The 24,502-nt window shown below is 58.9% G+C and carries 21 protein-coding genes and 2 tRNA genes; 9 read left to right on the top strand and 14 right to left on the bottom strand.

Going from position 1 to position 24,502, the window contains the following annotated elements; translation table 11 throughout:
* Positions 1-50: 50 nt before the first annotated feature.
* From AC2TDJ_RS05605 to AC2TDJ_RS05595, 3 genes are all read right to left on the bottom strand, one after another.
* Positions 51-965, bottom strand: a complete 915-nt coding sequence (locus AC2TDJ_RS05605; RefSeq protein ID WP_480840013.1) for a pseudouridine-5'-phosphate glycosidase — start codon at positions 963-965, stop codon at positions 51-53.
* Positions 962-1,855, bottom strand: a complete 894-nt coding sequence (locus tag AC2TDJ_RS05600; protein ID WP_480840011.1) for a PfkB family carbohydrate kinase — start codon at positions 1,853-1,855, stop codon at positions 962-964. The genes AC2TDJ_RS05605 and AC2TDJ_RS05600 overlap by 4 nt, the downstream gene beginning before the upstream one ends.
* Positions 1,856-1,918: 63 nt before the next feature.
* Positions 1,919-2,539, bottom strand: coding sequence for a thiamine phosphate synthase (locus AC2TDJ_RS05595; RefSeq protein ID WP_480840009.1), 621 nt, complete (start codon positions 2,537-2,539; stop codon positions 1,919-1,921).
* Between the two features lie 163 nt (positions 2,540-2,702).
* Between AC2TDJ_RS05595 and AC2TDJ_RS05590 the strand changes: the two genes are divergently transcribed.
* From AC2TDJ_RS05590 to AC2TDJ_RS05580, 3 genes are read left to right on the top strand one after another with little or no spacing between them, the layout of a single operon-like run.
* Complete coding sequence (locus AC2TDJ_RS05590) at positions 2,703-3,446, top strand: RNA methyltransferase (protein WP_480840007.1); 744 nt, start codon at positions 2,703-2,705, stop codon at positions 3,444-3,446.
* Positions 3,447-3,506: 60 nt separating this feature from the next.
* The gene (gene ctaA / locus AC2TDJ_RS05585) at positions 3,507-4,652 is read left to right on the top strand and encodes a heme A synthase (RefSeq protein ID WP_480840005.1); all 1,146 of its coding nucleotides are present in this window, start codon (positions 3,507-3,509) and stop codon (positions 4,650-4,652) included.
* A gap of 5 nt (positions 4,653-4,657) precedes the next feature.
* Positions 4,658-6,127 carry a carboxypeptidase M32 gene (locus AC2TDJ_RS05580; protein WP_480840004.1) on the top strand — a complete coding sequence of 490 codons (1,470 nt, stop codon included), beginning with the start codon at positions 4,658-4,660 and terminating at the stop codon, positions 6,125-6,127.
* A gap of 83 nt (positions 6,128-6,210) precedes the next feature.
* Here AC2TDJ_RS05580 and trhA read toward each other — a convergent pair whose 3' ends face one another.
* Together trhA and gyrA are read right to left on the bottom strand one after the other, a co-directional pair.
* The gene (gene trhA, locus AC2TDJ_RS05575) at positions 6,211-6,879 is read right to left on the bottom strand and encodes a PAQR family membrane homeostasis protein TrhA (RefSeq protein ID WP_480840002.1); all 669 of its coding nucleotides are present in this window, start codon (positions 6,877-6,879) and stop codon (positions 6,211-6,213) included.
* Positions 6,880-7,009: 130 nt separating this feature from the next.
* A complete protein-coding gene (gene gyrA / locus AC2TDJ_RS05570) occupies positions 7,010-9,736 on the bottom strand; it encodes a DNA gyrase subunit A (RefSeq protein WP_480840000.1) in 2,727 nt (908 codons plus the stop codon).
* Between the two features lie 193 nt (positions 9,737-9,929).
* Here gyrA and AC2TDJ_RS05565 point away from each other — a divergent pair, with 193 nt between their 5' ends.
* Entirely contained in the window at positions 9,930-10,199 is a 270-nt protein-coding gene (locus tag AC2TDJ_RS05565; protein WP_480839998.1) for an usg protein, read from the top strand.
* 4 nt (positions 10,200-10,203) lie between these two features.
* Here the strand turns inward: AC2TDJ_RS05565 and AC2TDJ_RS05560 are convergent, their stop codons facing one another.
* Entirely contained in the window at positions 10,204-11,157 is a 954-nt protein-coding gene (locus tag AC2TDJ_RS05560) for a radical SAM protein (protein ID WP_480839997.1), read from the bottom strand.
* A gap of 162 nt (positions 11,158-11,319) precedes the next feature.
* Between AC2TDJ_RS05560 and zwf the strand changes: the two genes are divergently transcribed.
* From zwf to AC2TDJ_RS05540, 4 genes are all read left to right on the top strand, one after another.
* Positions 11,320-12,774: a glucose-6-phosphate dehydrogenase gene (gene zwf, locus AC2TDJ_RS05555; RefSeq protein ID WP_480839995.1), complete on the top strand. Its 1,455-nt coding sequence runs from the start codon at positions 11,320-11,322 to the stop codon at positions 12,772-12,774.
* Positions 12,771-13,442, top strand: a complete 672-nt coding sequence (gene pgl, locus AC2TDJ_RS05550) for a 6-phosphogluconolactonase (protein WP_480839994.1) — start codon at positions 12,771-12,773, stop codon at positions 13,440-13,442. Before zwf ends, pgl begins: the two co-directional genes overlap by 4 nt.
* Positions 13,443-13,447: 5 nt before the next feature.
* On the top strand, positions 13,448-15,058 hold the full coding sequence (pgi, locus tag AC2TDJ_RS05545) for a glucose-6-phosphate isomerase (protein WP_480839992.1): 1,611 nt from the start codon (positions 13,448-13,450) through the stop codon (positions 15,056-15,058).
* 188 nt (positions 15,059-15,246) lie between these two features.
* Positions 15,247-16,866, top strand: a complete 1,620-nt coding sequence (locus AC2TDJ_RS05540; protein WP_480839990.1) for a long-chain-fatty-acid--CoA ligase — start codon at positions 15,247-15,249, stop codon at positions 16,864-16,866.
* Between the two features lie 14 nt (positions 16,867-16,880).
* Here AC2TDJ_RS05540 and AC2TDJ_RS05535 read toward each other — a convergent pair.
* The 3 genes from AC2TDJ_RS05535 to AC2TDJ_RS05525 all read right to left on the bottom strand — a co-directional run bounded on the left by AC2TDJ_RS05535 (position 16,881) and on the right by AC2TDJ_RS05525 (position 18,148).
* Positions 16,881-16,955: transfer RNA gene (locus AC2TDJ_RS05535), tRNA-Asn, on the bottom strand.
* Between the two features lie 127 nt (positions 16,956-17,082).
* Positions 17,083-17,157, bottom strand: a tRNA-Asn gene (locus tag AC2TDJ_RS05530).
* 76 nt (positions 17,158-17,233) lie between these two features.
* Positions 17,234-18,148, bottom strand: coding sequence for an MBL fold metallo-hydrolase (locus AC2TDJ_RS05525; protein ID WP_480839989.1), 915 nt, complete (start codon positions 18,146-18,148; stop codon positions 17,234-17,236).
* A gap of 44 nt (positions 18,149-18,192) precedes the next feature.
* Between AC2TDJ_RS05525 and AC2TDJ_RS05520 the strand changes: the two genes are divergently transcribed.
* Complete coding sequence (locus AC2TDJ_RS05520) at positions 18,193-19,512, top strand: ATP-binding protein (protein ID WP_480839987.1); 1,320 nt, start codon at positions 18,193-18,195, stop codon at positions 19,510-19,512.
* 10 nt (positions 19,513-19,522) lie between these two features.
* On the opposite strand, the gene AC2TDJ_RS05515 is transcribed toward AC2TDJ_RS05520, so the two are convergent.
* From AC2TDJ_RS05515 to AC2TDJ_RS05495, 5 genes are all read right to left on the bottom strand, one after another.
* Positions 19,523-20,899 (bottom strand): dipeptidase, encoded by a 1,377-nt coding sequence (locus AC2TDJ_RS05515; protein WP_480839985.1) that lies wholly within the window; start codon positions 20,897-20,899, stop codon positions 19,523-19,525.
* A gap of 120 nt (positions 20,900-21,019) precedes the next feature.
* Entirely contained in the window at positions 21,020-21,472 is a 453-nt protein-coding gene (locus AC2TDJ_RS05510; protein WP_480839983.1) for an SRPBCC family protein, read from the bottom strand.
* A 106-nt stretch (positions 21,473-21,578) separates the two neighbouring features.
* Positions 21,579-22,391: an XdhC family protein gene (locus AC2TDJ_RS05505; protein ID WP_480839981.1), complete on the bottom strand. Its 813-nt coding sequence runs from the start codon at positions 22,389-22,391 to the stop codon at positions 21,579-21,581.
* Positions 22,392-22,403: 12 nt separating this feature from the next.
* Entirely contained in the window at positions 22,404-23,591 is a 1,188-nt protein-coding gene (locus tag AC2TDJ_RS05500) for a vWA domain-containing protein (RefSeq protein ID WP_480840244.1), read from the bottom strand.
* Complete coding sequence (locus AC2TDJ_RS05495) at positions 23,591-24,457, bottom strand: AAA family ATPase (RefSeq protein WP_480839980.1); 867 nt, start codon at positions 24,455-24,457, stop codon at positions 23,591-23,593. The genes AC2TDJ_RS05500 and AC2TDJ_RS05495 overlap by 1 nt, the downstream gene beginning before the upstream one ends.
* Positions 24,458-24,502 lie beyond the last annotated feature (45 nt).

The raw sequence follows: 24,502 nt of genomic DNA, 5'->3' as shown, positions 1-24,502 counted from the left end.
ATTTGCGGAATTAGTTAAGCAGTCCGGCGCATTGGTACAATAGGGCAGTGTTATGCGGTGCCGTCGGTCAGAGCACGCGCGATTCCGGCTGCGAGCCGCGCGTTGTTCCGAACCAGTGCAATATTTGCGACCAGTGAGCGCCCTTCGGTCTGCTCAAAGATACGCTGCAACAGGTAGGGTGTGACGCCTTTGCCGGTGATCCGATGCGTCTCGGCATCAGCCTGAGCTGAAGCGATGATCGGGGCCAGTTCCTCGGCCGGGATCTGGTCGGTGATCGGGATCGGGTTGGCGACCAATTGTCCGCCGGGTAAGCCGAGCGCGCGGCGGGTGGCGTGAGCTTTCGCAATCATGTCTGCGCTGTCCATCCGAAGCGGTGCCACAAAGGGGGATTTGGCGGACCAGAATGCAGGGAACTCGTCCTGACCATGTGCGATGACGGGAACACCGAGTGTTTCCAGAACCTCCAGGGTTTTGGCGAGGTCCAGTATGGCTTTGGCACCCGCAGCGACAACTGTTACCGGCGTTTGCGCCAGCTCGTGAAGATCGGCCGAGATGTCGAATGACGTCTCGGCGCCCTGGTGTACGCCTCCGATCCCGCCGGTCGCAAACACGTCGATCTCTGCGTAATGCGCAGCGATCATGGTGGCGGCAACGGTGGTGGCCCCGGTGCCGCCTGTGGCGATGCAGGCTGCCATGTCCGCGCGCGAGATTTTGGCCACGCCCTGCGCTGAGCCCAACGCTTTCAACTGTTCCGGTTCCAGCCCGACATGCAACTGGCCTTCAATCACGGCGATGGTTGCCGGGGTGGCACCCGCATCTCGGATGTCTTGTTCCACCTGTGCCGCGACCTCGATGTTCTGAGGGTAGGGCATGCCGTGGGTGATGATGGTGCTTTCCAGCGCGACGATAGGTTGGCCAGCATCCTTGGCAGTGCGGACCTCGTCAGAGTATTGGATGTCGATCACAGTGGGGTTTCTCCGGAGACATAGGTGGCAGCGGCATGCAGGGCGCGGCTCAGGGCCGCTTCGTTATCCGCACCGCTCGATTCTGAAGCGATATGGGCCGCCATGAAAGTGTCGCCCGCGCCCGTCACCCGGGTGACAAGAACGGACGGTGGGGTTTGGGTCAGAACGCCGGAAGCCGAACCGACGGTTGCCGAGTTACCGCCGTCCGTGACCAGGACCCGCAAAGCACCCCGATCCAGCAGACTTTTGGCGGCGCTTTCGGAATCGGTGAATTCTCGCTGGCACAACAAGCCGGCTTCTTCGAGGTTTACATAAAGGGTTGCACGGGCGTGCTTGAGGAAGGGCAGCAGGCGCTCGGCCTTGCCGGGAGAGGCAGGTGCAACCCTCAGGTCGGCGCGGGCGAAGGCCGGGCTTTGGGCGATTTCTTCCAACAGGGTCAACGTCAGGTTGCCGTCTAGCGCGATCGGGCCTTCGAAAGGTGTGTTCTCATACCCCAAAGGACCATGCATCAAGGGGCGCAGTATCTTGGCGCCCGCCGCTTCCAGCGAATGGGCGTCGGCGATGGCCGCAATCAGACCATTTGCGCCCTCGACGGCCATATAGCGGTCGGTCGGCAAGTCTTGTGAACGGTAGACATGATCCGTCACCATACCAAGCCGTGAACAGGCATGGATCAGCTCATCGCCTTCGGGGTCGCGGCCAATGGCCGTCAGAAGGGTTGGCGTCATGCCGAAACGCACAAGGGTCATGGCAATATTCATGGCCACGCCGCCGGGTAGGCGGGTAATCCGCCCCGGTACGTCCGAGCCCTGCCGCATCGCGCTGGCAGACCGCCCGATCACGTCCCACAGGACCGAGCCGATACACAGGATTTCGCTGTTCTGAGTCATGCTGATGTCATGCCGCAGTACCCGTTTCCCTGCAAGTCGGAATGGTACCGCAAACAGCCAGGTTCAACCCATTGCCGCGATCAGAGCGTTCAATTCGGACAAAGGATCGTCTTTGGACCAGATCTCATCCCCGATGCCGAAGAAGTCTGTGCAGGGCGTGAGTTCGCGGATCAGGTCCGGGGTCAGCGCTCCTTCGGCCACTACCGGAACCTCGATCATCTCGGACCACCACTGGAACAGATCCTTTTCCGCGCGGGTGCCGTCACCCAGGGCCGCATTGCCAGCGGGACCAAAGGCCACATAATCCGCTCCGGCCTCGCCAGCGGTCATGCCATCATGGCTGGACGCGCCGCAAAAGCTGCCCACGATAGCGTCGGTACCCAGTTCCTTGCGTGCAGCCCTAACCGAGCGTGCAGCATCGTCCAGATGCACTCCGTCCAGCCCCAGCCGTTGCGCCAGCAACACATGGTTGGAGATCACCAATGCCACATCGCGTGCGTGGGCCACGTCGCGGCAGGCATCGGCTGCGCGCGCGATTGCATCTTCGTCATTTCCGGCAAGCGCCAGACGAATGCAGGCGATTTCGGCGCCGTCCAGCACACGGGCTATCTGGTCAGGGAAGGTGCTCAACGAGATTGTCGGCGGGGTAATCAGGTAAACCTGCGGCTGCTCGGGTGTGTCCATTGGCGCGTCCTTCGCTTTCAGTCTTTGGCGCGGTTTAGCGGATTGCGACGGGGAAGCAAACTTTTATGCCTGTCGCGCCGGTAATTGGGAGCAGAAGGGGCACGGGCGGCTTGCTCTGCGCGATTGCGCGGATTAGAGCAGGCGGACCTTTCCGGAGTAAGTGATGCCCAGCGATACATCCCAACCTTCATTCGTGCTCGTCCGCCCGCAGATGGGCGAAAACATTGGTGCCGCTGCGCGGGCGATGTGGAATTTCGGTCTGGACCGGATGCGGATCGTGACACCTCGGGATGGCTGGCCGAATCCAAAGGCGGTGGCAATGTCGAGCGGGGCCGGTAGGCTGCTGGACGAGGCGCAACTGTTCGATAACCTGGCTGGCGCGCTGGCTGATAAAACCTTTGTCTTCGCCACAACCGCCCGGCAGCGTGGCCTGACCAAACCAGTCTACAGCCCAGAACGCGCAATGCAGATCGCGGTCCAGAAAGTCGCGGCTGGTGAAAAGGTGGCGGTACTGTTTGGCCCCGAACGCGCCGGGCTTGAGAATGAAGATATCGCCAGGGCCAACGCCATTATCTCTGTCCCGGTGAATCCGGAATACGCCTCGCTGAACCTCGGCCAGTGCGTATTGCTGACGGCTTATGAATGGATGCGCCAGACCGGCGACGTCGTGCATGAGGCTACCGATTTGGGCAGGGGCGACTGGGCCACTGGCATCGAGGTTGAAAAGCTGGTCGAGCATTATGAGGATCGGTTGGACGAGGCCGGGTTCTTCTATCCACCTGAAAAGGCAGAAGGCATGAAGGTAAACCTTCGCAACTTGTGGTCACGGATGCGAATGACGCGGTCGGATGTGCAGATGCTGCACGGCATCATGCGTCAGATGGTCCGCTGGAAGGAAAAGGGCTGAGGCTGGACCTATCAACCTCCAAGCCCTAGCTTGCGACGAAAATCAGGACATGAGGACGGCATGAGCGGCAAGCGCAGCATCTTCGAAGACGTCTCGGACACAGAAAAGCAACAGGCGGTTCAGCCCGGAATGATCGACAAGGGGCGCGGAGGCGCGCGTCAGGCCATTCGGGTCTGGCTGATGGTCCTGTTTGCTCTGGTCGTTGTGATGATCGCGGTCGGAGGTCTGACACGCCTGACCGACAGCGGCCTCTCGATCACCGAGTGGCGTCCGCTCACCGGAGCCATCCCGCCGATGACCGAGTCCGACTGGCAGGCGGAGTTCGACAAATACAAGCAAATCGACCAGTGGCGCATCCAGAACCAGTGGATGCAACTGGACGATTTCAAAACGATCTATTGGTGGGAATGGGGACACCGTCAGCTGGGCCGGGTGATCGGGTTGGTCTGGGCCGCTGGTTTCCTGGGCTTCCTGATCGCGCGTAAGATTCCGGCTGGCTGGACCGGCCGGCTATTTATCCCCGGAGCGCTAGGCGGAATTCAGGGGGCCGTGGGCTGGTGGATGGTTGCCTCGGGCGTGACACAGGGCGAAGGGATGACCGCCGTGGCCAGTTATCGGCTGGCCGTGCATCTGGGGCTGGCTTTCGTGATCCTTGGGTTTCTGGCCTGGTATATTTTCATGCTTCGGCGCGAGGAGCGCGACCTGATGCAGGCCCGCCGTGCGAAAGAGGCGAAACTGTTTTCACTGTCGACCGGCCTAATGCATTTCGCCTTTTTACAAATACTCATTGGTGCGCTTGTTGCCGGGATCGACGCTGGCAGGTCCTATACCGACTGGCCGCTGATTGGAGGGCAACTGTTGCCGCCGGATGCCACGATTCTGGAACCGATGTGGCGCAACTTCTTCGAAAGCCCGGGGCTCGTCCAGTTCATCCATCGCTGCGCTGGCTATCTGCTGTTTGCCTTCGGTGTCGTGGTCTGGAGGCGCGGTGGCGCCAGCGCGCACCCACAAACGCGCTTTGCCTTCAATGCCATGTTTGCGGCTCTGTCCCTGCAGGTGGTCGTCGGCATTCTGACTGTCGTCTACGGCGCGCCCTGGCAGATCGCGATTTTCCATCAGTTTATGGCCGTCGTCGTCTGGACCCTGATACTGCGCGCACGGTTCCTGACGGCGTACCCCATTGCAACTTCTTTGCGCGGAGCATGACATAAATGACAGCTTTCAACGATCTGATGGCCTATCAGCGAGAAACCTCGGCCCTCGGACAGATTGCCGGACGTCTGGGCTGGGATCAGGAAACGGTGATGCCGCGTGGGGCAGCGCCACAACGCGCCGAGGAAATGGCCGCGATCGAGGCTGTCTTGCATGCCCGTCGATCTGACCCGCGCGTGGCAGATTGGCTGGAGCAGGCCGCCCCTCAGGATGAGGTCGGCAAGGCGCAGATGCGCGAAATCCGCCGTGCCTATGACCGCGCGGTCAAAGTGCCCGCGGATCTGGCAACGGCTATTGCGCGCGTGACGTCCGCTGCGCAAGGCACATGGGCCCAAGCCCGTGCGGACGAAGATGTTTCGGCCTTTCTGCCTGTGCTGGAAGAGGTTGTCTCGCTCAAACGTCAGGAAGGTGAGGCGCTGGCACAGGGCGGTGACGTCTATGATTCCCTGGTCGAGGATTACGAACCCAACACGACCGGCGCCCAGATTGCGGCGATCTTCGATCAGATGCGTCCGCGTCTGGTTGCCCTGCGCGCGGCGGTTCTGGACAAACCGGAACCCGCTGCATTGAAAGGGAAGTTCGACGAACTGGCTCAGATGCGTCTGTCGCAAAAACTGGCCATCGCGTTCGGCTACGATCTGAACCGGGGCCGCGTGGACAAGGCCGTGCATCCGTTCAGTTCCGGCAGCGGCTCGGACGTGCGGATCACCACGCGGACCAGCGAAACCGACCCGTTCAACTGTTTCTACTCAACGATTCACGAGGTTGGTCACGCCGCATACGAACAGGGGATCGACCCCAGTTATGCCCTGACACCCTTGGGCCGGGGCGTGTCGATGGGTGTGCACGAAAGCCAGAGCAGGATCTATGAAAACCAGTTGGGCCGGTCCCACGCGTTCACTGGCTGGCTTTTTGGGCAGATGACCGAGGTTTTTGGCGACTTCGGAATTGCGGATGCCGATGCCTTCTACCGCGCCGTCAATCGCGTCCACAACGGGTATATCCGCACCGAGGCGGACGAGGTTCAATACAACCTTCACATCATGCTGCGCTTTGATCTGGAGCGCGCGCTGATGAGCGGTGACCTTCAGGTAAGTGACCTGCAGACGGCGTGGAATGATCGCTTTGCCGCTGATTTTGGTTATGCCGTGGACAAGCCATCAAACGGGTGTCTGCAGGATGTGCACTGGTCTGTTGGCCTGTTCGGTTACTTCCCGACTTATTCTTTGGGCAATGTCTATGCCGGGTGCCTCTATCAGGCGTTGCGCAACGCTGTTCCGGAACTGGACAATCAACTGGCTAAGGGCGACACCTCGGGCGCAACGGGTTGGTTGCGCGACAGCGTTCAGCAATATGGCGGCCTCTATGCACCACGCGAGATCATTCAGCGCGCGAGCGGAATGGAGCCGGGGCCGGAGCCGTTGCTGACCTACCTGGAAGACAAGTTCGGCGGTTTGTACAACCTGTGAGGTCGCGAGAACCCGCTGTAGCTATGAATCCGGCAGAGAGCCGAACCCCTGCTTGGGCGTCGTCCGCGCAGCTGAATTCGGGATCAAAGTATCACAATCGGTGTGTGCTCAATGCGGACGGCGACTGCGGCAAAAAACAAGACGCTTCCGGTCAACACGAACACATGCCAGATCGTGTTGTGATAGGGTAGCCAGTCCAGAAGATAAAACGCGATACCAGCGGTATAGACGATCCCGCCCGCCAACATCAAAACCAGAACGGTTTGCGGAAGTTCAGCCAGCATCCCATGGCCAGCCCAGACCGCGGCCCAGCCCATCAGGACATAAAGCGCAAGACCGAACCACCGGAACCGGTTTGGATGCACCATCTTCATGACGGCACCCAAAGTTGCAGAGGACCACAGCCCGATAAGAAGACCTGTCGCCGGAACGCCGGACAATAGAACAAATGGCGTGTATGTGCCCGCGATTTTGACATATATCCCGGAATGATCGAGGCGGCGGAGGAGCTCCGACCACTCGTCGCTCTCGATCATGTTGTAAAGCGCCGAAAAGGTCAGCATGACAACAAGTGTAATACCGTAAACGGATGCACCCAGCACAGCGGCCGGGTCCGAGCGGTAATAGAAGGTCAACGCAACTAGTATCGGAGCCGCGATCAGAGCCGAAGACACGCCCAAAACGTGAACAACGCCGTCGCTGATGCGTTCGGCACGGCTGTAGGCCGGTCTGATATGTGCAAAAGATTGCATATACAAAACCTAGGCAGCCATCGGGCTGCGGGCAAGCGGATCGTCTGCGGCGCTACCGAGATCGTGATTCAAAACGAAAAAACGCCCGCAGAGCGAGCGTTTTGTTTCAGATGTGACGTAATGCGTGAGGTTATTCCTCGGTTTCCTCGTCCCCCTGATCGGCGATCCAGGCGACACTGACGACTTCTTCGCCCTTGCCGGTGTTGAAGACTTTCACGCCGCCAGCCGAACGTGAGCGGAAGGAGATGCCGTCAACGGGGACACGGATCGATTGGCCCTTGGACGTTGCCAACATGATCTGGTCGTCGATTTCCACCGGGAACGAAGCCACCAGTTCACCGCCGCGCATCGCCTTGTCCATGGCGGCAACACCCATACCGCCGCGCCCCCGCACTGGATAGTCGTGGCTGGAACTGAGCTTGCCAGCACCGCCGGCCGTGATGGTCAGGATCAGGTTTTCAGCGGCCGACATTTCGGCGTAACGGTCCTGTGGCAACAGGCTGTCGGCATTGCCTTCTTCTTCATCCGTCTCTGCATCATCAGTAACACCGGCGACAGCGCGCCGCATCTTGAGGTAAGCTGCACGCTCGTCCGGGTCGGCCTCGAAGTGGCGGATCACCGACATTGACACAACGCGGTCGCCGTTGGACAGCCTAATTCCCCGAACACCGGTGGATTCGCGAGAGTTGAAGACGCGAACATCTGTTGTCCGGAAGCGGATCGCGCGGCCGGAATTGGTGACCAGCATCACGTCTTCGTCTTCTGAACAAATGCGCGCGTTCACCAGTTCCACGCCTTCTGGCAGTTTCATCGCGATTTTACCGTTACGGCGGACGTTGGTGAAGTCCGACAAACGGTTGCGGCGCACATCGCCGGCGCTTGTGGCGAAAACGATCTGCAGGTTTTCCCATTCGTCGTCCGGCACATCCACAGGCATGATCGCCGCGATGGAAACGCCGGTCGGGATCGGCAGGATGTTGACGATCGCCTTGCCCTTGCCGGTGCGGCTGGACTGTGGAAGGCGCCAGGTCTTGAGCTTGTAGACCATGCCTTCGGTGGTGAAGAACAGCAGTTGTGTATGCGTGTTGGCCACGAAGAGGTTGGTGACAACATCCTCTTCCTTGGTCTGCATTCCCGAAAGGCCCTTGCCGCCACGTTTCTGGGCACGGAAATCGGCAAGCGGGGTCCGCTTGATGTAACCGCCCGAGGTGACGGTCACGACCATGTCTTCGCGCTCGATCAGGTCCTCGTCTTCCATGTCGCCCGACCAGTCGACGATCTCGGTACGACGATCGACGGCGAATTGTTCACGGACGCTGCGCAGCTCATCTGCGATGATGCCCATGATGCGCTCGCGCGAGGACAGAATATCCAGGTATTCCTTAATCTTGGCTGCCAGTTCTTCCAGCTCGTCAGTGACCTCTTTGACGCCCAGTTGGGTCAGGCGCTGAAGGCGCAGGTCGAGGATCGCTCGGGCCTGAACCTCGGTCAGGTTGTAAGTGCCGTCGTCGTTCATCTTGGACAGCGGATCGTCAATCAGGCGCAAGTAGCCCTCGATCTCGGCGGCGGGCCAGCGGCGGGTCATCAGCTTTTCACGCGCTTCAGCGGCATCAGCCGAGGAGCGGATAGTGGCGACCACTTCGTCCACGTTCGAGACTGCCACGGCCAGACCACACAGGATGTGGCTGCGCTCACGCGCCTTGCGCAGATCGTATGCGGTACGACGTGCAACAACATCCTCGCGGAAATCGATGAACGAGGTCAGGAATCGGCGCAAGGTCAGTTGTTCGGGGCGGCCGCCGTTCAAGGCCAGCATGTTGCAGCCGAACGAGGTCTGCATCGGTGAGAACCGATAGAGTTGGTTTAAAACCACCTCGGGCGTCGCGTCACGTTTCAGTTCCACCACGACGCGCACGCCATTACGGTCGGATTCGTCCTGGACATGGGCGACGCCTTCGATGCGCTTTTCGCGCACGGCCTCGGCGATCTTTTCGATCATTGCGGCCTTGTTCACCTGATAGGGAATCTCGTCCACGATGATGGCATAGCGGTCCTTGCGGATCTCCTCGGTGCGGGTCTTGGCGCGGATGATGACACTTCCACGTCCTTCCAAATAGGCCTTGCGCGCGCCAGAGCGGCCAAGCATCACACCGCCGGTCGGGAAGTCGGGGCCCGGGACATATTCGATCAGTTGCTCGGATGTCAGGTCCGGATCATCGATCAGAGCCAGCGTCGCGTCGATCACCTCGCCAAGGTTATGCGGCGGGATGTTCGTCGCCATACCCACGGCGATGCCGCCGGCACCATTGACCAGCATGTTCGGGAAACGGGCTGGCAGGACGGTCGGTTCCTTGTCCTTGCCGTCATAGTTGTCCTGAAAATCGACCGTTTCTTTTTCGATATCGGCCAGAAGGGACGCGGCGGGCTTGTCCATACGCACTTCGGTGTAACGCATGGCCGCCGGGTTATCACCGTCCATCGAGCCAAAGTTGCCCTGACCGTCCAGCAGCGGCAGCGACATCGAGAAATCCTGCGCCATCCTCACCAGCGCGTCATAGATCGCGCTGTCGCCGTGCGGGTGATATTTACCCATCACGTCGCCAACCGGACGCGCCGATTTGCGATAGGCCTTGTCGTGCGTATTTCCTGTCTCGTGCATGGCGTAAAGAATGCGGCGGTGCACTGGCTTCAACCCATCGCGCAAATCGGGGATCGCGCGGCTGACGATGACCGACATGGCATAGTCCAGATAGGACGTGCGCATCTCGGATTCGATAGAGACCGTCGGGCCGTCGTAGACTGGGCGCTCGGGCGGGGTTTCGTCCATGTTTTCAGTAATTTCTGGCGTATCGCTCACGTAAACTGCCCGTGTATTGTTCTGGGTCTATATCTTGTGGATGCACCTTATCAGACCCGGCACATAAGGTGCAAGCAAGCAACGATTCCGCGTGCAAAAATCCTTGGTAACACCAGAGTAACATATTGTTAAGTAAGGGTTAGGTGGTTTTCATGCTATCCTGAAGAGACCTTGCAACAATCTGGAGGTCTGCATGGCGCAAAGCGAAACAGAATTAATGCTCAAGGGGTACGGGCTGACGACGGCGGAGTTTTTCTATCACATGCCCGATTACATACACGTGTTGAACACGTTCATCTGGCAAGAATACGATCTGGCGCCGGATCATCCAAAGCTGTTCGATTTCATCGACTTCTGGCAACGAGAGATCGAAGGTCCGTTGCATTCCGTGCGATTCACGCACCGCAAGATGATCGCGCCCGGTGAGTGGCAAAACATGGTCGGAGAGTTTCGGATCAACTGACGACTCAGGCAGAGCAACTTGCCCCGCCCAAAACGCAGAACTTGGCGCAGTGCGGGTGATTCAGGTGCACATCCGCCTCAGCTTCGGCCAGTGTCTTACCCATTTCGAATTCCGGCGAATACGGCAGCAGAGTGCAAGCCAGAACCGCCGGGTTGGACGCGCCTCTGCGTTTCACGACCATCCGTGAGCTTGCGCACATGACCGAGTCGGGGGATTTGTTCAGAATACTCCAGCAACCGGTTGTAATTTCGGGAACATCAACCGTTTCATCCATCTCGGGAAACAGGACTGTCTGACTCGGGTTATGTGCATCGATGTCAAAGCCGTGTTCGGCAAAAAACGCGGCATAGCCGGCCCGGCTCTCGGCATCTCTGTCGCCCCAGACAGAGCGACCGGCCACAGCCATCCTGAATCCATTGTCCCGCAGCCATTTCATTCCGGTCAGGGTCTTTTTGAAACTGCCGACGCCGCGCTCTTTGTCGTGCAACTCGGGCCTAAAGTGATCCACGGAAACCCGCAGTATTAGCTTGTCTGGATAATCGCGTTGTAAATCCAACAACCCTTCTCGCATTTTGCGGCGCATCATTGGCAGCATGGCATTGGTCAGGATCAGAACGTCGAAGCCACGCTCAAGAGAAACCCGGGTCATGTCGATCATTTCCGGGTTCATGAAGGGCTCACCACCAGTGAACCCGATCTCGCGAATTGGCCAGTTCCGGGCTTCGATCTGGTTCAGGTAGTCCCGGACTTCGTCGGCAGTAATATAAACCAGCGCATCATTGGTCGGGCTACTGGCGATATAGCAGTTTTCGCATTCAATATTGCACAGCGTGCCGGTGTTGAACCACAAGGTCTCGGGATTTCTTAACGGGACCGATGCGCGGGGTTGGCCGTCTGCTGTCACCAATTTGTCCTGAAACTTGCCGATATTAGCGATCTGAGTGGCGTTGTGTTTCATTCCCGCTTCCGGTTCTTTGCGTCTTTACACTCGATCTAGTTCGCTCCGGATCGGGGGGAAAGGTGAAAAAGGCGGACCTGACAGAGTTTTGATTGAGCGAAAAAGAGAAAAATGGTGGCGCTAACATTGGACATGGCCGGAACGGCAAGGTAAGGAAAAATCATGGTTTCTCGCGTCATACCTGTTGATCCCTTTGATCTGGTCATTTTCGGCGGAACCGGCGATCTGGCACAACGCAAGATCCTGCCGGCGCTGTTTCGTCGCTATTGTGCAGGTCAATGGTCCGCAGATGCCCAGATCATCGGAGCAGCCCGTGGTGCACTGGACGTCGAAGCGTTTCGCGAAATGGTCTCCGAATCGTTGCGTCTGCATGTGCCCAAGCGGGCTCAGGACGCGAATGCGTTGAACGGGTTCTTGCAGTGCGTGGATTACGTTCCCCTGGACGCGCTTTCGGACGATGGCTGGTCCGCTTTGGCGGAGAAGCTCGCGCGGGATCGCATCAGGGCGTTCTACTTTTCGGTTGGTCCGCGGTTGTTCGGGCCTCTTGCCGAGCGGATCAATGCAAATGGTTTGGCCAATGCCCAAACGCGTGTGGTGGTGGAGAAACCTTTTGGGCACGACCTCGACAGCGCGAGGGTATTGAATGCCACTCTGGCGGCGCATTTTGCCGAAGGGCAGATTTATCGCATCGATCACTATCTGGGTAAGGAAACAGTTCAGAACCTGATGGCGGTGCGGTTCGGGAACATGTTGTTCGAACCGCTGTGGAACAGTCAATACGTCGATCATATCCAAATCACCGTTGCAGAAACAGTGGGTGTCGAAGGGCGGGAAGAGTATTACGAGCGTGCAGGTGCCATGCGGGACATGGTGCAAAACCACCTGATGCAGCTTTTGTGCCTGATCGCAATGGAGCCGCCGGCCAAGTTCGATCCAAACGCCGTGCGCGACGAAAAGCTGAAAGTGATCCGTGCGCTGGACCCGGTTGAGCCGCATCACATCGTGCGCGGTCAGTATTCGGCAGGGCCAGAAGGGCCGGGTTACCGTGAGATTGTGGGAAATCCACGCTCGACCACGGAAAGTTACGTCGCGTTGCGTGCCCATATCAGCAACTGGAGATGGGCGGGCACTCCGTTTTATCTGCGCACGGGCAAACGTTTGGTGGCGCGCTCGTCGGTCATTAATGTACTGTTCAAGGACGCGCCGCATTCGATCTTCGGGGAAGAGGCCGGACGGCACGCCAATGCGCTGTCGATACGCCTGCAACCGAACGAGGGTATCACGCTGAAGGTGACGATCAAGGAGCCGGGGCAGGGCGGTATGCGCTTGGTCGACGTCCCGCTGGACATGAGTTTTGCCGAGGCCCTGGGTCCGGAAAATCAGGACCCGCCGGATGCCTATGAACGACTGGTGATGGACGTGATCCGGGGCAACCAGACGTTGTTCATGCGGGGGGACGAGGTCGAGGCCGCCTGGGCCTGGACCGATCCGGTCATTGCGGGATGGCAGGCACGGGGCGATGTGCCCAAACCTTATGACAGCGGCAGCACCGGCCCCGGCGACGCCGAGCTGCTGATGAAACGCGACGGTCGCCACTGGCAAGGGATCAAGCCATGAAGATACGGGAATATGCTGACCGCGATATGCTGGCCATCGACGTGGCAAACGATTTGGCCGGAGAGCTCGAGGCCGCCTTGCTGCACCATGATCTGGTGTCCTTTGCCGTTCCGGGCGGCACGACCCCGGGACCGATTTTCGATGGGCTGTGCGCGGCTGATCTGGAATGGGACCGCGTGCGTGTACTTCCTACTGACGAACGCTGTGTACCGGCCGATCACGAACGTTCGAACGAACGCCTGATCCGTGAACGGCTGCTGACCAGTCGCGCTTCGGTCGCCGAATATGTGCCGCTTTTCGTACCGGGACGAGGTCCGGAAGAGGCATTGGCCGAGATCGAAACGCTTATTGCGCCCGTTTTACCGCTTTCGGTTCTGGTCTTGGGCATGGGTGAGGACATGCATACGGCTTCGTTGTTTCCCGGAATGGATGGATTGGACAGGGCGCTGGACAGTCGCGCGCCGATGCTTGCCGTTGCACGGACAGACGTGCAGCCGGAACCGCGTATTACACTGACGGCTCCGGTGCTGGACGGGGCGCTGTCCAAGCACCTGATCATTTATGGCGATGCAAAGCGGACCGCGCTGGATAGGGCAATGTCCCTGCCTCCCGAAGAAGCGCCGATCGCCGCCGTATTGAGCGGCATGACCGTACATTGGTCGGAGTGATTGATATGCAGATTGAAAGCCTGAAGTCCCTCGCCGCCCAGAACGCCGACACCCGCATTGTGGATATTTTCAATGCTGATTCTGAGAGGGCTGGCACCTTTTCTGCCTCGACAGGCGATTTGCTGTTTGATTACTCGAAAACGAGGATCGACAAGGATATCCGCAAGGAGCTGATCCGTCTGTGTGATGAGGCCGGCCTTGCCTCTCGACGCGACGCGATGTTTTCCGGGCAGAAAATCAACGAGACCGAGGGCCGGGCGGTTTTGCACACTGCCTTGCGCAATCTCGACGGTGGCTCGGTCGAAGTCGACGGTGAGGACGTCATGCCCGGCGTTCTGGACACGTTGCAACGGATGCGCGTCTTTGCCGAGGAAGTGCGTGGCGGGGCTATCCAGGCCCCCGGTGGCAGTTTCACCGATGTGGTGAATATCGGAATCGGGGGGTCCGATCTTGGTCCGGTGATGGCGACCCATGCGCTTGCGCCCTATCACGACGGTCCGAGGTTGCACTACGTTTCGAACGTGGACGGCGCTCATATCGCCGACACGTTGCGCGAACTTGATCCGACTCGCACGCTGATCATTGTGGCCTCCAAGACCTTTACAACGATCGAAACCATGACCAACGCGCGCACCGCTCGTGCGTGGATCATCGATGGTGGCGGCGATCCGGCGCACCAGTTCGCAGCCGTTTCCAGCGCATTGGACAAGACAGCGGCCTTTGACATTCCCGAGGACCGGGTTTTTGGTTTCGCCGATTGGGTTGGCGGGAGATATTCCATTTGGGGACCCGTAGGTTTGCCGGTGATGATCGCCGTCGGCTCGAATGCCTTTGATGCGTTCCTGCGCGGTGGGCAGGCGATGGACCTGCATTTCCGCTCCGCTGAATGGATTGAGAACATGCCGGTGATGCTGGCTTTGGTTGGCATCTGGCACCGCCAGGTGCTGGGCCACACCAGTCGTGCCGTTCTGCCCTATGACCAGCGCCTGTTGCGCCTGCCTGCCTATTTCCAGCAATTGGAGATGGAATCGAACGGCAAATCGGTCGTCATGGACGGCAGCGTGCTGACCATGCCCTCGGGTCCGGTGGTCTGGGGAGAGCCCGGCACCAACGGGCAGCACGCCTTTTATCAGCTGATCCATCAGGGCACTGATGTGATCCCATGCGAGTTCATGGTCGCCGCTGAGGGTCATGAACCAGAACTGGTCCATCACCACCGCCTGTTGCTGGCCAACTGTCTGGCCCAGTCCGAGGCACTGATGCGCGGCCGTTCACTGACTGAGGCGCGCGAGCGCATGGCGGCCAAGGGGTTGCATGGGGAAGAGTTGGAACGGCAGTCCCGCCATCGGGTGTTCCCCGGCAACAGACCCTCGACCACTTTGATCTACCCCAAGCTGACACCGTTTGTTCTGGGCCAGATTATCGCACTGTACGAACACCGGGTCTTCGTCGAAGGTATTCTGTTGGGGATCAACTCGTTCGATCAATGGGGTGTTGAGCTGGGCAAGGAACTGGCTACCTCACTTGGGCCGATCGTCGACGGGGATGTCAGCGCGGCGGACAAGGATGGGTCAACTGCCGCACTGATCGATTATGCGCTGCGGCATCGGGGCTGATTAACACCTCGGTACGAATTATGCGCCGGTGCAGCGTGCATTCTTTTATTGTCAGACAATTGAAAGATTGGCAGGGTTACTGCCAATCAAGGCCTTGTTTGATCCACCCGGTCTTGTCCGGGCGTAGTGCAGACAGGTCAAAAGAAGCGCGGCCATAGCGGCACGACGCTGACAATGGGAGGATGTCCATGCTGGGACAGATGATGACGCAGCCGCTGCTGATTTCGTCACTGATTGATCACGCTGACCGCTATCACGGGGGAACCGAGATCATCTCGGTCGAGACCGACGGTTCGGTAACCGAGACCAACTGGGCCGGAATTGCGCAAAACGCGCGGCGGTTGGCCTCGGCGTTTGGCAAATTGGGGTTGCAGCCGCAAGACCGGATCGGGACCCTGGCCTGGAACAACCGACGTCATCTGGAGGTCTACTATGCTGTGTCCAGTGCGGGGTTTGTCTGCCACACGATCAACCCGCGCCTGTTCCCGGAACAGCTGATCTATATCATCAACCACGCGCAGGATCGTGTGTTGTTCTTTGACGCGACCTTTATTCCGCTGGTTGCCGCTTTGCAGGAACACCTGACCGAAGTTCAGCATTATGTGCTGATGGGTTCCAGGGACGACGCGGCATCGGAACAGGTGGCCGATCTGAAATTCTACGACGAGTTGATTGAAACCGGCAACGATGATTTCGAATGGCCTGACCTCGACGAAAACACGGCCAGTGGCCTGTGTTACACCTCGGGTACGACAGGACATCCCAAGGGTGTTTTGTATTCTCACCGCTCGACCGTGTTGCACAGTTTTGCGTCGAATACGCGGGATGTCATCGGGTATTCTGCCATGGACGTCGTAATGCCTGTTGTGCCGATGTTCCATGTCAACGCCTGGGGCTCTCCTTACGCCTGCGCAATGTCCGGGTCGCGGATGGTGCTTCCGGGGCCCGGTTTGCATGGCGAAGCGCTGGTTGATCTGATCGACACCTATGGTGTGACGCTGGCAATGGGTGTCCCGACGATCTGGCAGGGGCTTCTGACTCATGCCGAGCAAAGCGGATCGCAACTGGCCAGCCTCAAGCGCACCGTCATAGGTGGCGCTGCCTGTCCGCCGTCGATGATTGAAACCTTCCGTGAAACCTATGGCGTCGACACCGTACACGCCTGGGGTATGAGCGAGATGAGTCCGCTGGGGACGACCAATTATCCTCTGGCCAAACATCTCAACCTGCCGCTCGAAGAGCAGCACAGGCTTCGCGAAAGCCAGGGACGCCCGCCCTATGGGGTCGAGTTGAAGATCGTGGACGATGACGGCAATGATCTGCCTCATGACGGAGAGACTCAGGGCGATCTGATGGTGCGTGGTCACTGGGTGCTGGACAGTTATTTTCATCTTCAGGATCAGCCGCTTCTCCAGAATGGCTGGTTCGCGACCGGCGACGTCGCGACACTGGACCCAGATGGCTATATGACAATCCGCGACAGATCCAAGGATATCATCAAATCAGGCGGCGAATGGATCAGCTCGGTCGAGTTGGAAAACATCGCCGTCGGCCACCCGAAACTGGCCACCGCCGCGGTAGTAGGCGTACCCCATCCGAAATGGGACGAACGTCCCTTGCTTGTCGCAGTCAAGGCAGACGGTGAGAATCCGACCGAACAGGAGTTGTTGGAATTTTTCGACGGCAAGATCGCCAAATGGCAAGTCCCGGACAAGGTGGTGTTTGTGGATGCGCTTCCGCTCAACGCCACGGGAAAAATCCTGAAACGCACCCTGCGTGACGAATTCAGGGAAGCCCTGACTGGGTGATATTTTGAGAAGAATGGCTCCGGCGGTAGGGATCGAACCTACGACCAATTGATTAACAGTCAACTGCTCTACCGCTGAGCTACGCCGGAACGGTTCGGGCGATATAGCAATCTGATTTCTGGGCGTCCAGAGGGCGCAGAGTGATTTTTGCGAAAAAAATCGGAAATCGCCGCATACTCAAAGCAGGCGATTCAGGTGCAAACATAAGGGGGGATTTGGCTCCGGCGGTAGGGATCGAACCTACGACCAATTGATTAACAGTCAACTGCTCTACCGCTGAGCTACGCCGGAACTGAGGGCGCGTATAACAACACCGATTTTCGCCGTCCAGAGGGGAAGCGCTTTGCGGTGAAAAAATTTTCGCGGGTCAGCTAAGTCGTCTGAATTGTGTTGATACGGACAGCTCCTGCAGCGGGTCCACGCGGGATTTACCGACCAGATCCACGAGATGCGCAAACACGTTTCGTTCGGCGGCCGGCAGCAGCGCGTTGGGAGTCTCGACATAAATTCGGCGGGTCAGGTCCTGTACCGTTGTCGGGCCATCCTCCAAAGCGGCCAAAATCTGCGCTTCACGCTCCAGGCGGTGCCCAATCAGCCAATCCAGTCGAGCCGCAGGGTCTGTCACCGGAGCGCCGTGCCCGGGATGAAACACGGACCAGTTGCGCGCACGCAGGCGATGGCAGGCACCCATGAAATCCGTCAGATCGCCATCGGGAGGGGAGACCAGTGAACTGGCCCACCCCATGACATGATCTGCCGTGAAACACGCATCACCCCAGGCCAGTGCAATATGATTGCCCAGATGACCTGGCGTGTGGATGACCTCAAGCTCCCAATCATCGCCCCTGATGAACTGACCGTCCGCCACTTCCTGATCCGGGCGAAATGCCGAGTCGATTCCTTCACCGCCACCCGCGAGGCCCTGTTGGGCAAGACGGGTCATGACAGCGCTGCGTCCGGCCATGGGGCCGCCATATGCCAAAATCGGCGCACCTGTGCGCGCTGAAAGCGGTGCCGCGAGCGGAGAATGATCCAGGTGCGAATGCGTCACAAGTATGTGGCTGATATTCTGACCGGGTTCCAACGCGTTCAGAATCGCGTCCAGATGCGCCTCGATCATCGGGCCGGGGTCGATCACCGCGATATCTCGGGTTCCCAGTAGATAAGTGTTCGTGCCGCGATACGTCATGGGCGAGGGATTCGGCGCGAGAATCCGACGAAGTCCGGGCGAAAGTTCCTCTGCCATGCCGGGTAAAGGGTTGAAATTGTCGGGGGATTGCATTCTGACCTCTTCCTCTTACCCAGGTGGCCAGCTAGGTTTAGCCCATGTCGTCGCAATGGCTCAAACCCTATATGCCTCGCAGCCTTTATGCCCGTGCTGCTTTGATCCTTGTACTGCCGGTGATTGTACTGCTGCTGGTTGTATCCATCGCGTTTTTGCAGAAGCACCTCGAAGAAGTGACGCAGCAAATGACGCTTACGGCATCGCGCGAAGTCGATCTTATAATGGACGGCATTCAGGGCGCCGAAACGCAGCAGGAGGCGCTGGCGGCTCTACGATCCGAACTCACGGTTCTGGGGATGACGGCGCGGTTCCTTCCACCGAACGAAGAAGCCGAGCCCGGCCCACGTCGTTGGCACGACTTCATTGCGCCGCAAGTTGCCGCAAATCTGAGCGACCGTATACCTGAAATCGTCACAATCGCCCTGCCAAGCGGCAGAGAAGCCCGGGTATATCTGGACACCGACCTTGGAATCCTCGAGCTGGTTTTTGATCGCAGGAGGTTGTCGCCCGCTGCGCCGCACCAGTTGATTGTCACGATGGTGTTCTTTGCCGTCCTGATGACAACAATCTCATTCCTTTACATGCGCAATCAGCTGCGCCCGATCACCCGCCTTGCGGATGCGGCGCAGGCTTTCGGGCGGGGCAGGGTGGTGCCCTATACGCCGAACGGAGCAATCGAAGTGCGTGCGGCAGGTAATGCTTTTCTGGATATGCGGGCGCGGATTGAGCGCCAGATAGAACAACGTACGCGGATGCTGTCTGGTGTCAGCCATGATCTGCGCACCCCGCTTACGAGGTTGAAACTGGGATTGTCGCTGCTGCCGGAAGACGATGGTGCGCAAATGCTGAAAGATGTGGACGAAATGCAGTCGCTTCTGGACGCGTTTCTGGAGTTTTCCCGAGGGGCCGCGGAAGGCGCGCCTGAAAAGGTCGAACCCAAATCTTGGTTGCAGGGAATTGTGCAGGATTCCCAACGCGCCGGTCACGATGTTGAAATTGTGTCGGTCGACGGTGAGGGATCCGCGATGGTGCGCCCAATGTCGATGCGACGCGCGGTCGAAAACCTGATCGGCAACGCCGTTCGCTACGGCTCCCGCGCTGAAGTGAGCCTGACGCTCTCGCCAAAGTCCTTGCGCATTCGGGTCGAAGATGATGGCCCCGGTATTCCGCTAGAGCAGCGAACCGAAGCCGTAAAGCCGTTCACCCGGCTTGACCCTGCCCGAAACCAGAATCAAGGCAGCGGAGTCGGTCTGGGTCTTGCCATCGTTGCCGACATCGCGCGCGCGCATGGCGGTACATTGCGGCTGGGTAAAAGCGAGCGTCTGGGTGGTCTATGTGCGGATATCGTGATCGGGCGATGAAAAAGCGGGTTCAGGCCGTTTCATCGCCAAGTCGCTGCATAAGCCGCACATATGCCGTCTGACCCAAACGGAATGTCGGGAGGCGAAAGAACTCGTCCGGAGCGTGCTGGTTTTCGTCCTCATGTCCAAATGCGAACATGACGGCGTGCAGCCCGAGTTGATCAAGCAGCGTGGACATAACGGGAATTGAGCCGCCGACCCGGGTCTTGTAGGGGGTCTTGCGATAAACCTCTTCCAGAACCTGACCGGCGATGGCCGTGGCATTGTGGCCTGCCGGTACAAGGAAAGGATCGGCGCGTCCGGGGTTTCTGGTGACTCTGGCCGAGACGCCGGGCGGGCAATGCGCGTCGACGTGCGCAGCGATCAGCTCGAATATCCGTTCCGGGTTTTGGTTGGCCACCAACCGACACGTAATCTTCGCCGACGCAGATGCAGGTAGAACAGTCTTGGTTCCCTGGCCCTGCCAGCCGCTGGTCAAACCGTTGATTTCAAATGTCGGGCGCGCCCAAAGATTTTCGCGTGTGGAGTATCCCGGCTCGCCATGCGTCGCAGGTGCACCGGTCTGTGCAAGATAGGCGGCTTCGTCCCACGGAACCCGCGCAATTGCGTCACGGTCTTCGGCGGTAAGCTCGACGACATCGTCATAAAACCCCTCAATCGTGATGCGCCCCTCCGGTGCCTTCATGCTGGCAAGCAGATGGGCGAGGGCCTGAGCTGGATTGGCCACACCGCCCCCATGCATGCCAGAGTGCAGGTCGGCGCGCGCTCCGGTCACCTCGATTTCAAGCGACGTCAGCCCCTTCAATCCAAGAACCAACTGCGGTGTTTCGGTGTCCCATTGTGATCCGTCGGCGGAAAAAATCATGTCTGCCTGAAGGCGATCGAGGTTCTTTTCGATAAACGGTGGCAAATCAGGAGAGCCGATTTCCTCTTGCCCTTCGAAAAAAAACCGCACGTTCACGGGCAGATTGCCTGTCTCCGCCAGCAATGCTTCTGCGGCCAGAATTGGGATCAGCATCGCGCCCTTGTCATCGGTCGCGCCGCGCCCGTAAATCCGATCACCGCGTATCGTCGGTTCGAACGGTGGTGAAGTCCAAAGATCAAAGGGCTCTGCCGGCTGAACGTCGAAGTGACCGTAAACAAGGATTGTAGGCTTGTCGGGCCCGGCGTGCAGCCAGTCGGCGCAGACGACAGGATGACCTGCCGTCTGATACATATTGGCGTTTTCGATGCCTGCAGACTTAAGGCGATCAACTACCCATTGGCCCGCGGTCTGCACATCTGCCGCACTCTCGGGTTTTGCCGAAACGGATGGAATCCGGATGAAATCGCAAAGCTCATCGACAAAACGCGTCTGATGCACGTCCAGATATTCACTCCATCCCATAAGAACCCCCGCAAAAATTTGGGATCAATCTGGCGTGACCCGGAACATCCCTCAAGGGGATTGTTGCCGGGTCAGGTCGGAAAACGGTGAATACTTAGGCTTTGATCTTTCGATGAACCTTCAGGTAACCGTTTGTTCGGCGACGATTTCCCCAAAACGCTCGAAAAACTTGGCCGAGAGTTTCTTTGCAGTACCGGCAATCAACCGGCTACCCAATTGCGCGATCTTTCCGCCGACTTCGACCTTCGCGGTATAGGCCAGAGTTGTTTCTTCCCCTTCCGGTACCAGAGAGACATCCGCACCCCCCTTTGCAAACCCGGCGGCACCTCCTTTGCCTTCACCCGACAGAGAAAACTCGTCTGGGGCCTTGGACTTGTCCAAAGTCACCTCTCCACTAAAGCGTGCTTTGACCGGACCGATCTTCAAGACAACTTTGGCCTCAAGATGCTCGGGCGAATGCTGTATCAGTTCTTCACAGCCGGGGATGCATTCTTTCAGGACATCCGGATCATTCAACGCGCGATACACGACGTCACGCGGGGCGGCGATGCGGATTTCGTCATTTAGTTCCATCTGAGTGTCCTCTGCTCAACAACATCTTGGGAAAACGCGAAGCGCGGCCTCGGTCGCTTCTTCGGGTGTCATTTCGGGATGCGCAGGCCACAATGCCCGTAACACGTCACGCCATTTTTTCATCATGCGATGTCTCCTCGGATTTGTCTGAATTCCGCCAGAGGATGATCTCGGCCAGGATCGACAGCGCGATTTCATGCGGATCAATTGCGTGGATATTCAGGCCCGCGGGTGACTTGAGCCGATTTGTTCGTTCGGCGGCCATTCCCATCGCCTCAAGCTTGTCACACAAGACCTGAGCCTTGCGCCGGCTGGCGACCATCGACACGCGATTTGCGGGCGTTTCCAGCGCCGCCTTCAATGCCGCTCCGTCACCCTTTCCCTGAGAGGCAACCACGACAAAATCGCGCGGTTCGACGCCAAGCGCATTTATATCGTCTGAGCGGAAACTGGTGTGATCTGTTGAGCTTTCCGAACCTTCCGGCAGGCAAACCCGGAACCCGGCAAGTGCGGCGTGGTCCGCAAGGGCCAAAGCGATTGGTGAATCGCCGAAAATTACAACGCGGGGTGCGTGCTGATATGGCTCGACCAACAGATCGACCGTGCCACCCGACGGGCAGCCGCTTTTGAAGGTCCGAACACCATCCGGATCTGTCATGGCCACCACCTTTTCTGTAGGTTTCACGCGGATCATTTTCGGAGATCCGCTCGCAAGCGCCTCCAGCGCGGATGTGCGGACGGCGCGCTGCACGCATGCACCGCCCAGGTGACCCAATATCCGCCCGTCGCGGGTAATCGCTGCTTTGCCACCTGCTTTGGCCGAAGTCGCGTCGGCGGTGCGAAGGACAGTTGCCACGCAAAAGGCGTCGCCCTTGCGGCGCAACTCCTCAATCGTGTCGAATATGTCGAAACCTGCCATGGCCGTGTCCTTTCACAGTTTCCGGAACTCGGGTTCCAGCGCTGCCAGTGCGTCGAGCGTATTTGCCGGCAAATGCGCATCGAGATATGGCTCGGCCGCCTGCATGGCGGCTGCAACGGGCTGGTAATCTCTCCAGCCCTTCAACGGGTTCAGCCAGACAATCCGCCGCGATTTGCGCCGGATGCGCGCCAGAACGTCGCCCAAGTCGCGCGGATCAGAGCTGCAATAGCCGTCCGACAGGATCAGAACGATCGTCCGCCCATTCAGGGCGCGTGCGCCATAGCCAGTCAGGAAGGTCTCAAGACTGCCGGAGATATCGGTGCCACCGCCAAAGCCTTCAGCCATCAAAGACAATCGTCCCGCAGCGCGCAGTGTGTCGTGGTCGCGCAACGCGTCGGTCACCCGCATCAGCCTTGTGTGAAACAGATATGCGTCCGCTTCGGTTCCGCTGCCGACCAAGCCCTTTAGAAAGGCCAGAAAAACCCTTGAATAAACGGTCATCGACCCGCTGACGTCGCACAAGGCGACAATCCGCATGGGTCGGAGTGGTCGGGCTCGCCGGAACAGGTCGATGGGTTCACCGCCGCGCGCCAGACTGGCGCGCTGAATCCGACGCATATCTAGGGACGGACCCCTGAGGGCCTGTTTTCTACGACGCGACCGCCGATCCCGGATTGCCCGCGCGAGTGCCGTTGCCGCAGCTTCGGCTTGTTTCAGCGACTCCTCGTCCATCAACTCGCGCAGATCCCGGCGCGACTGGTTGTCCACGCGGGTTGCAACAAGTTTGCCGTCTATCCCTTCGGCCTCTGCGTTGCCTTCCGCCGGAGTTGTGGCGTGATCTGCCTTGGGTTCGTGTTCGTCTTCCTTCCGACTTGTCTCTTGCCAAATCATGGGTTTGGCGGATTGCACCCGCACATGCGTGTCTCGTGCCATTCCGGTTCTTTGCTTTCCAGCGTTAAACCAATAGGAGTCAAAGAGGTCATTAAAGCGACGCCAATCATCGGCGTCGCCGGACAGCAACACGCACAAGGCTTGCCGTGCCTGATCGACATCGGTCGCTTCGACGGCCGACAAGGCCGCAAGCGCATCTCCGGCTTCCTTCGGACCGACACGCAACCCATTCATTCGCAGATGCGCGATGAACCCGGACATGCGATCCGCCAATCCTTGCGCGCGAGATGGAAACTGGGTGACCTGCATCACGCAACCTTTCCGATGAGCCGGTCCATGACCTCTGGCGGGGCAGCATCGTAGTCCGCGGCGGTTTTGAGCAGGCAAACCAATGTGGCCTGAACCTCACTCCGGGATTTGGCCAGGTCATTAACGCCAAGGCCGGACAAAGCAGCCGCCCAATCCAGCATCTCGGCAATGCCGGGGGTCTTCTCCAGATCTTCTTTGCGCAATGCCTGCACAACACCGACGATTTGCCGGGCCAGTTGACCTTCGATCTGGGGCATTCGGGCATGCAGAATGGCGATTTCAGTTTCGCGGGACGGGTAGTTGAGGAAGCTATAGAGGCAGCGGCGGCGCAGTGCGTCGGACAGATCCCGGGTGCCGTTGGCCGTCAGGATCACGACAGGCCGCGAGCGCGCCTTGATTGTACCGAGTTCGGGGATGGTGATCTGAAAGTCTGAAAGTATTTCAAGCAGGTAGGCCTCGAATTCTTCGTCCGCCCGGTCGATCTCATCAATCAACAAAACCGGCGGTTCGTCCTCGCTGATCGCTTCCAGCAAGGGCCGCTTCAGCAAGTAGTCGTCGGTGAACAACTGCGCCTCGCTGGTGCCGCCCTGCGCCTCGCTGGCACGAATGGCCAGAATCTGGCGCTGGTAATTCCATTCATAGATGGCATGGCTGGCATCCAGCCCTTCGTAACACTGCAACCGGATCAAGCGCGCGGTGCGTTGGGCTGCCAACGCCTTGGCGACTTCGGTTTTGCCGACGCCAGCCGGGCCTTCCAACAGCAGCGGTCGGCCAAGTGTCTGCGCCAGATGCAGCGCCATCGCCAATCGATCGTCGGCGACATAGCCCACCTGTGCGAGGCCCTGCTGTATCTCATGCAAGCTCATGCCATTCTCCCGGATTGCCGCCGCGAAGGGGTTCAACGCGGCGGC

The sequence above is a fragment of the Ruegeria sp. HKCCD6647-2 genome, from assembly GCF_057221075.1.
This window is presented reverse-complemented; position numbering and strand designations above follow the sequence as displayed.

Bases quoted from the DNA above. Each gene is read 5' to 3' on its own strand.
- AC2TDJ_RS05600 (WP_480840011.1), bottom strand. From the start codon at position 1,855: ATGACTCAGAACAGCGAAATCCTGTGTATCGGCTCGGTCCTGTGGGAC.
- AC2TDJ_RS05595 (WP_480840009.1), bottom strand. From the start codon at position 2,539: ATGGACACACCCGAGCAGCCGCAGGTTTACCTGATTACCCCGCCGACA.
- AC2TDJ_RS05590 (WP_480840007.1), top strand. From the start codon at position 2,703: ATGCCCAGCGATACATCCCAACCTTCATTCGTGCTCGTCCGCCCGCAG.
- ctaA (WP_480840005.1), top strand. From the start codon at position 3,507: ATGAGCGGCAAGCGCAGCATCTTCGAAGACGTCTCGGACACAGAAAAG.
- AC2TDJ_RS05580 (WP_480840004.1), top strand. From the start codon at position 4,658: ATGACAGCTTTCAACGATCTGATGGCCTATCAGCGAGAAACCTCGGCC.
- trhA (WP_480840002.1), bottom strand. From the start codon at position 6,879: ATGCAATCTTTTGCACATATCAGACCGGCCTACAGCCGTGCCGAACGC.
- AC2TDJ_RS05565 (WP_480839998.1), top strand. From the start codon at position 9,930: ATGGCGCAAAGCGAAACAGAATTAATGCTCAAGGGGTACGGGCTGACG.
- AC2TDJ_RS05560 (WP_480839997.1), bottom strand. From the start codon at position 11,157: ATGAAACACAACGCCACTCAGATCGCTAATATCGGCAAGTTTCAGGAC.
- zwf (WP_480839995.1), top strand. From the start codon at position 11,320: ATGGTTTCTCGCGTCATACCTGTTGATCCCTTTGATCTGGTCATTTTC.
- pgl (WP_480839994.1), top strand. From the start codon at position 12,771: ATGAAGATACGGGAATATGCTGACCGCGATATGCTGGCCATCGACGTG.
- pgi (WP_480839992.1), top strand. From the start codon at position 13,448: ATGCAGATTGAAAGCCTGAAGTCCCTCGCCGCCCAGAACGCCGACACC.
- AC2TDJ_RS05540 (WP_480839990.1), top strand. From the start codon at position 15,247: ATGCTGGGACAGATGATGACGCAGCCGCTGCTGATTTCGTCACTGATT.
- AC2TDJ_RS05525 (WP_480839989.1), bottom strand. From the start codon at position 18,148: ATGCAATCCCCCGACAATTTCAACCCTTTACCCGGCATGGCAGAGGAA.
- AC2TDJ_RS05520 (WP_480839987.1), top strand. From the start codon at position 18,193: ATGTCGTCGCAATGGCTCAAACCCTATATGCCTCGCAGCCTTTATGCC.
- AC2TDJ_RS05515 (WP_480839985.1), bottom strand. From the start codon at position 20,899: ATGGGATGGAGTGAATATCTGGACGTGCATCAGACGCGTTTTGTCGAT.
- AC2TDJ_RS05510 (WP_480839983.1), bottom strand. From the start codon at position 21,472: ATGGAACTAAATGACGAAATCCGCATCGCCGCCCCGCGTGACGTCGTG.
- AC2TDJ_RS05505 (WP_480839981.1), bottom strand. From the start codon at position 22,391: ATGGCAGGTTTCGACATATTCGACACGATTGAGGAGTTGCGCCGCAAG.
- AC2TDJ_RS05500 (WP_480840244.1), bottom strand. From the start codon at position 23,591: ATGCAGGTCACCCAGTTTCCATCTCGCGCGCAAGGATTGGCGGATCGC.
- AC2TDJ_RS05495 (WP_480839980.1), bottom strand. From the start codon at position 24,457: ATGAGCTTGCATGAGATACAGCAGGGCCTCGCACAGGTGGGCTATGTC.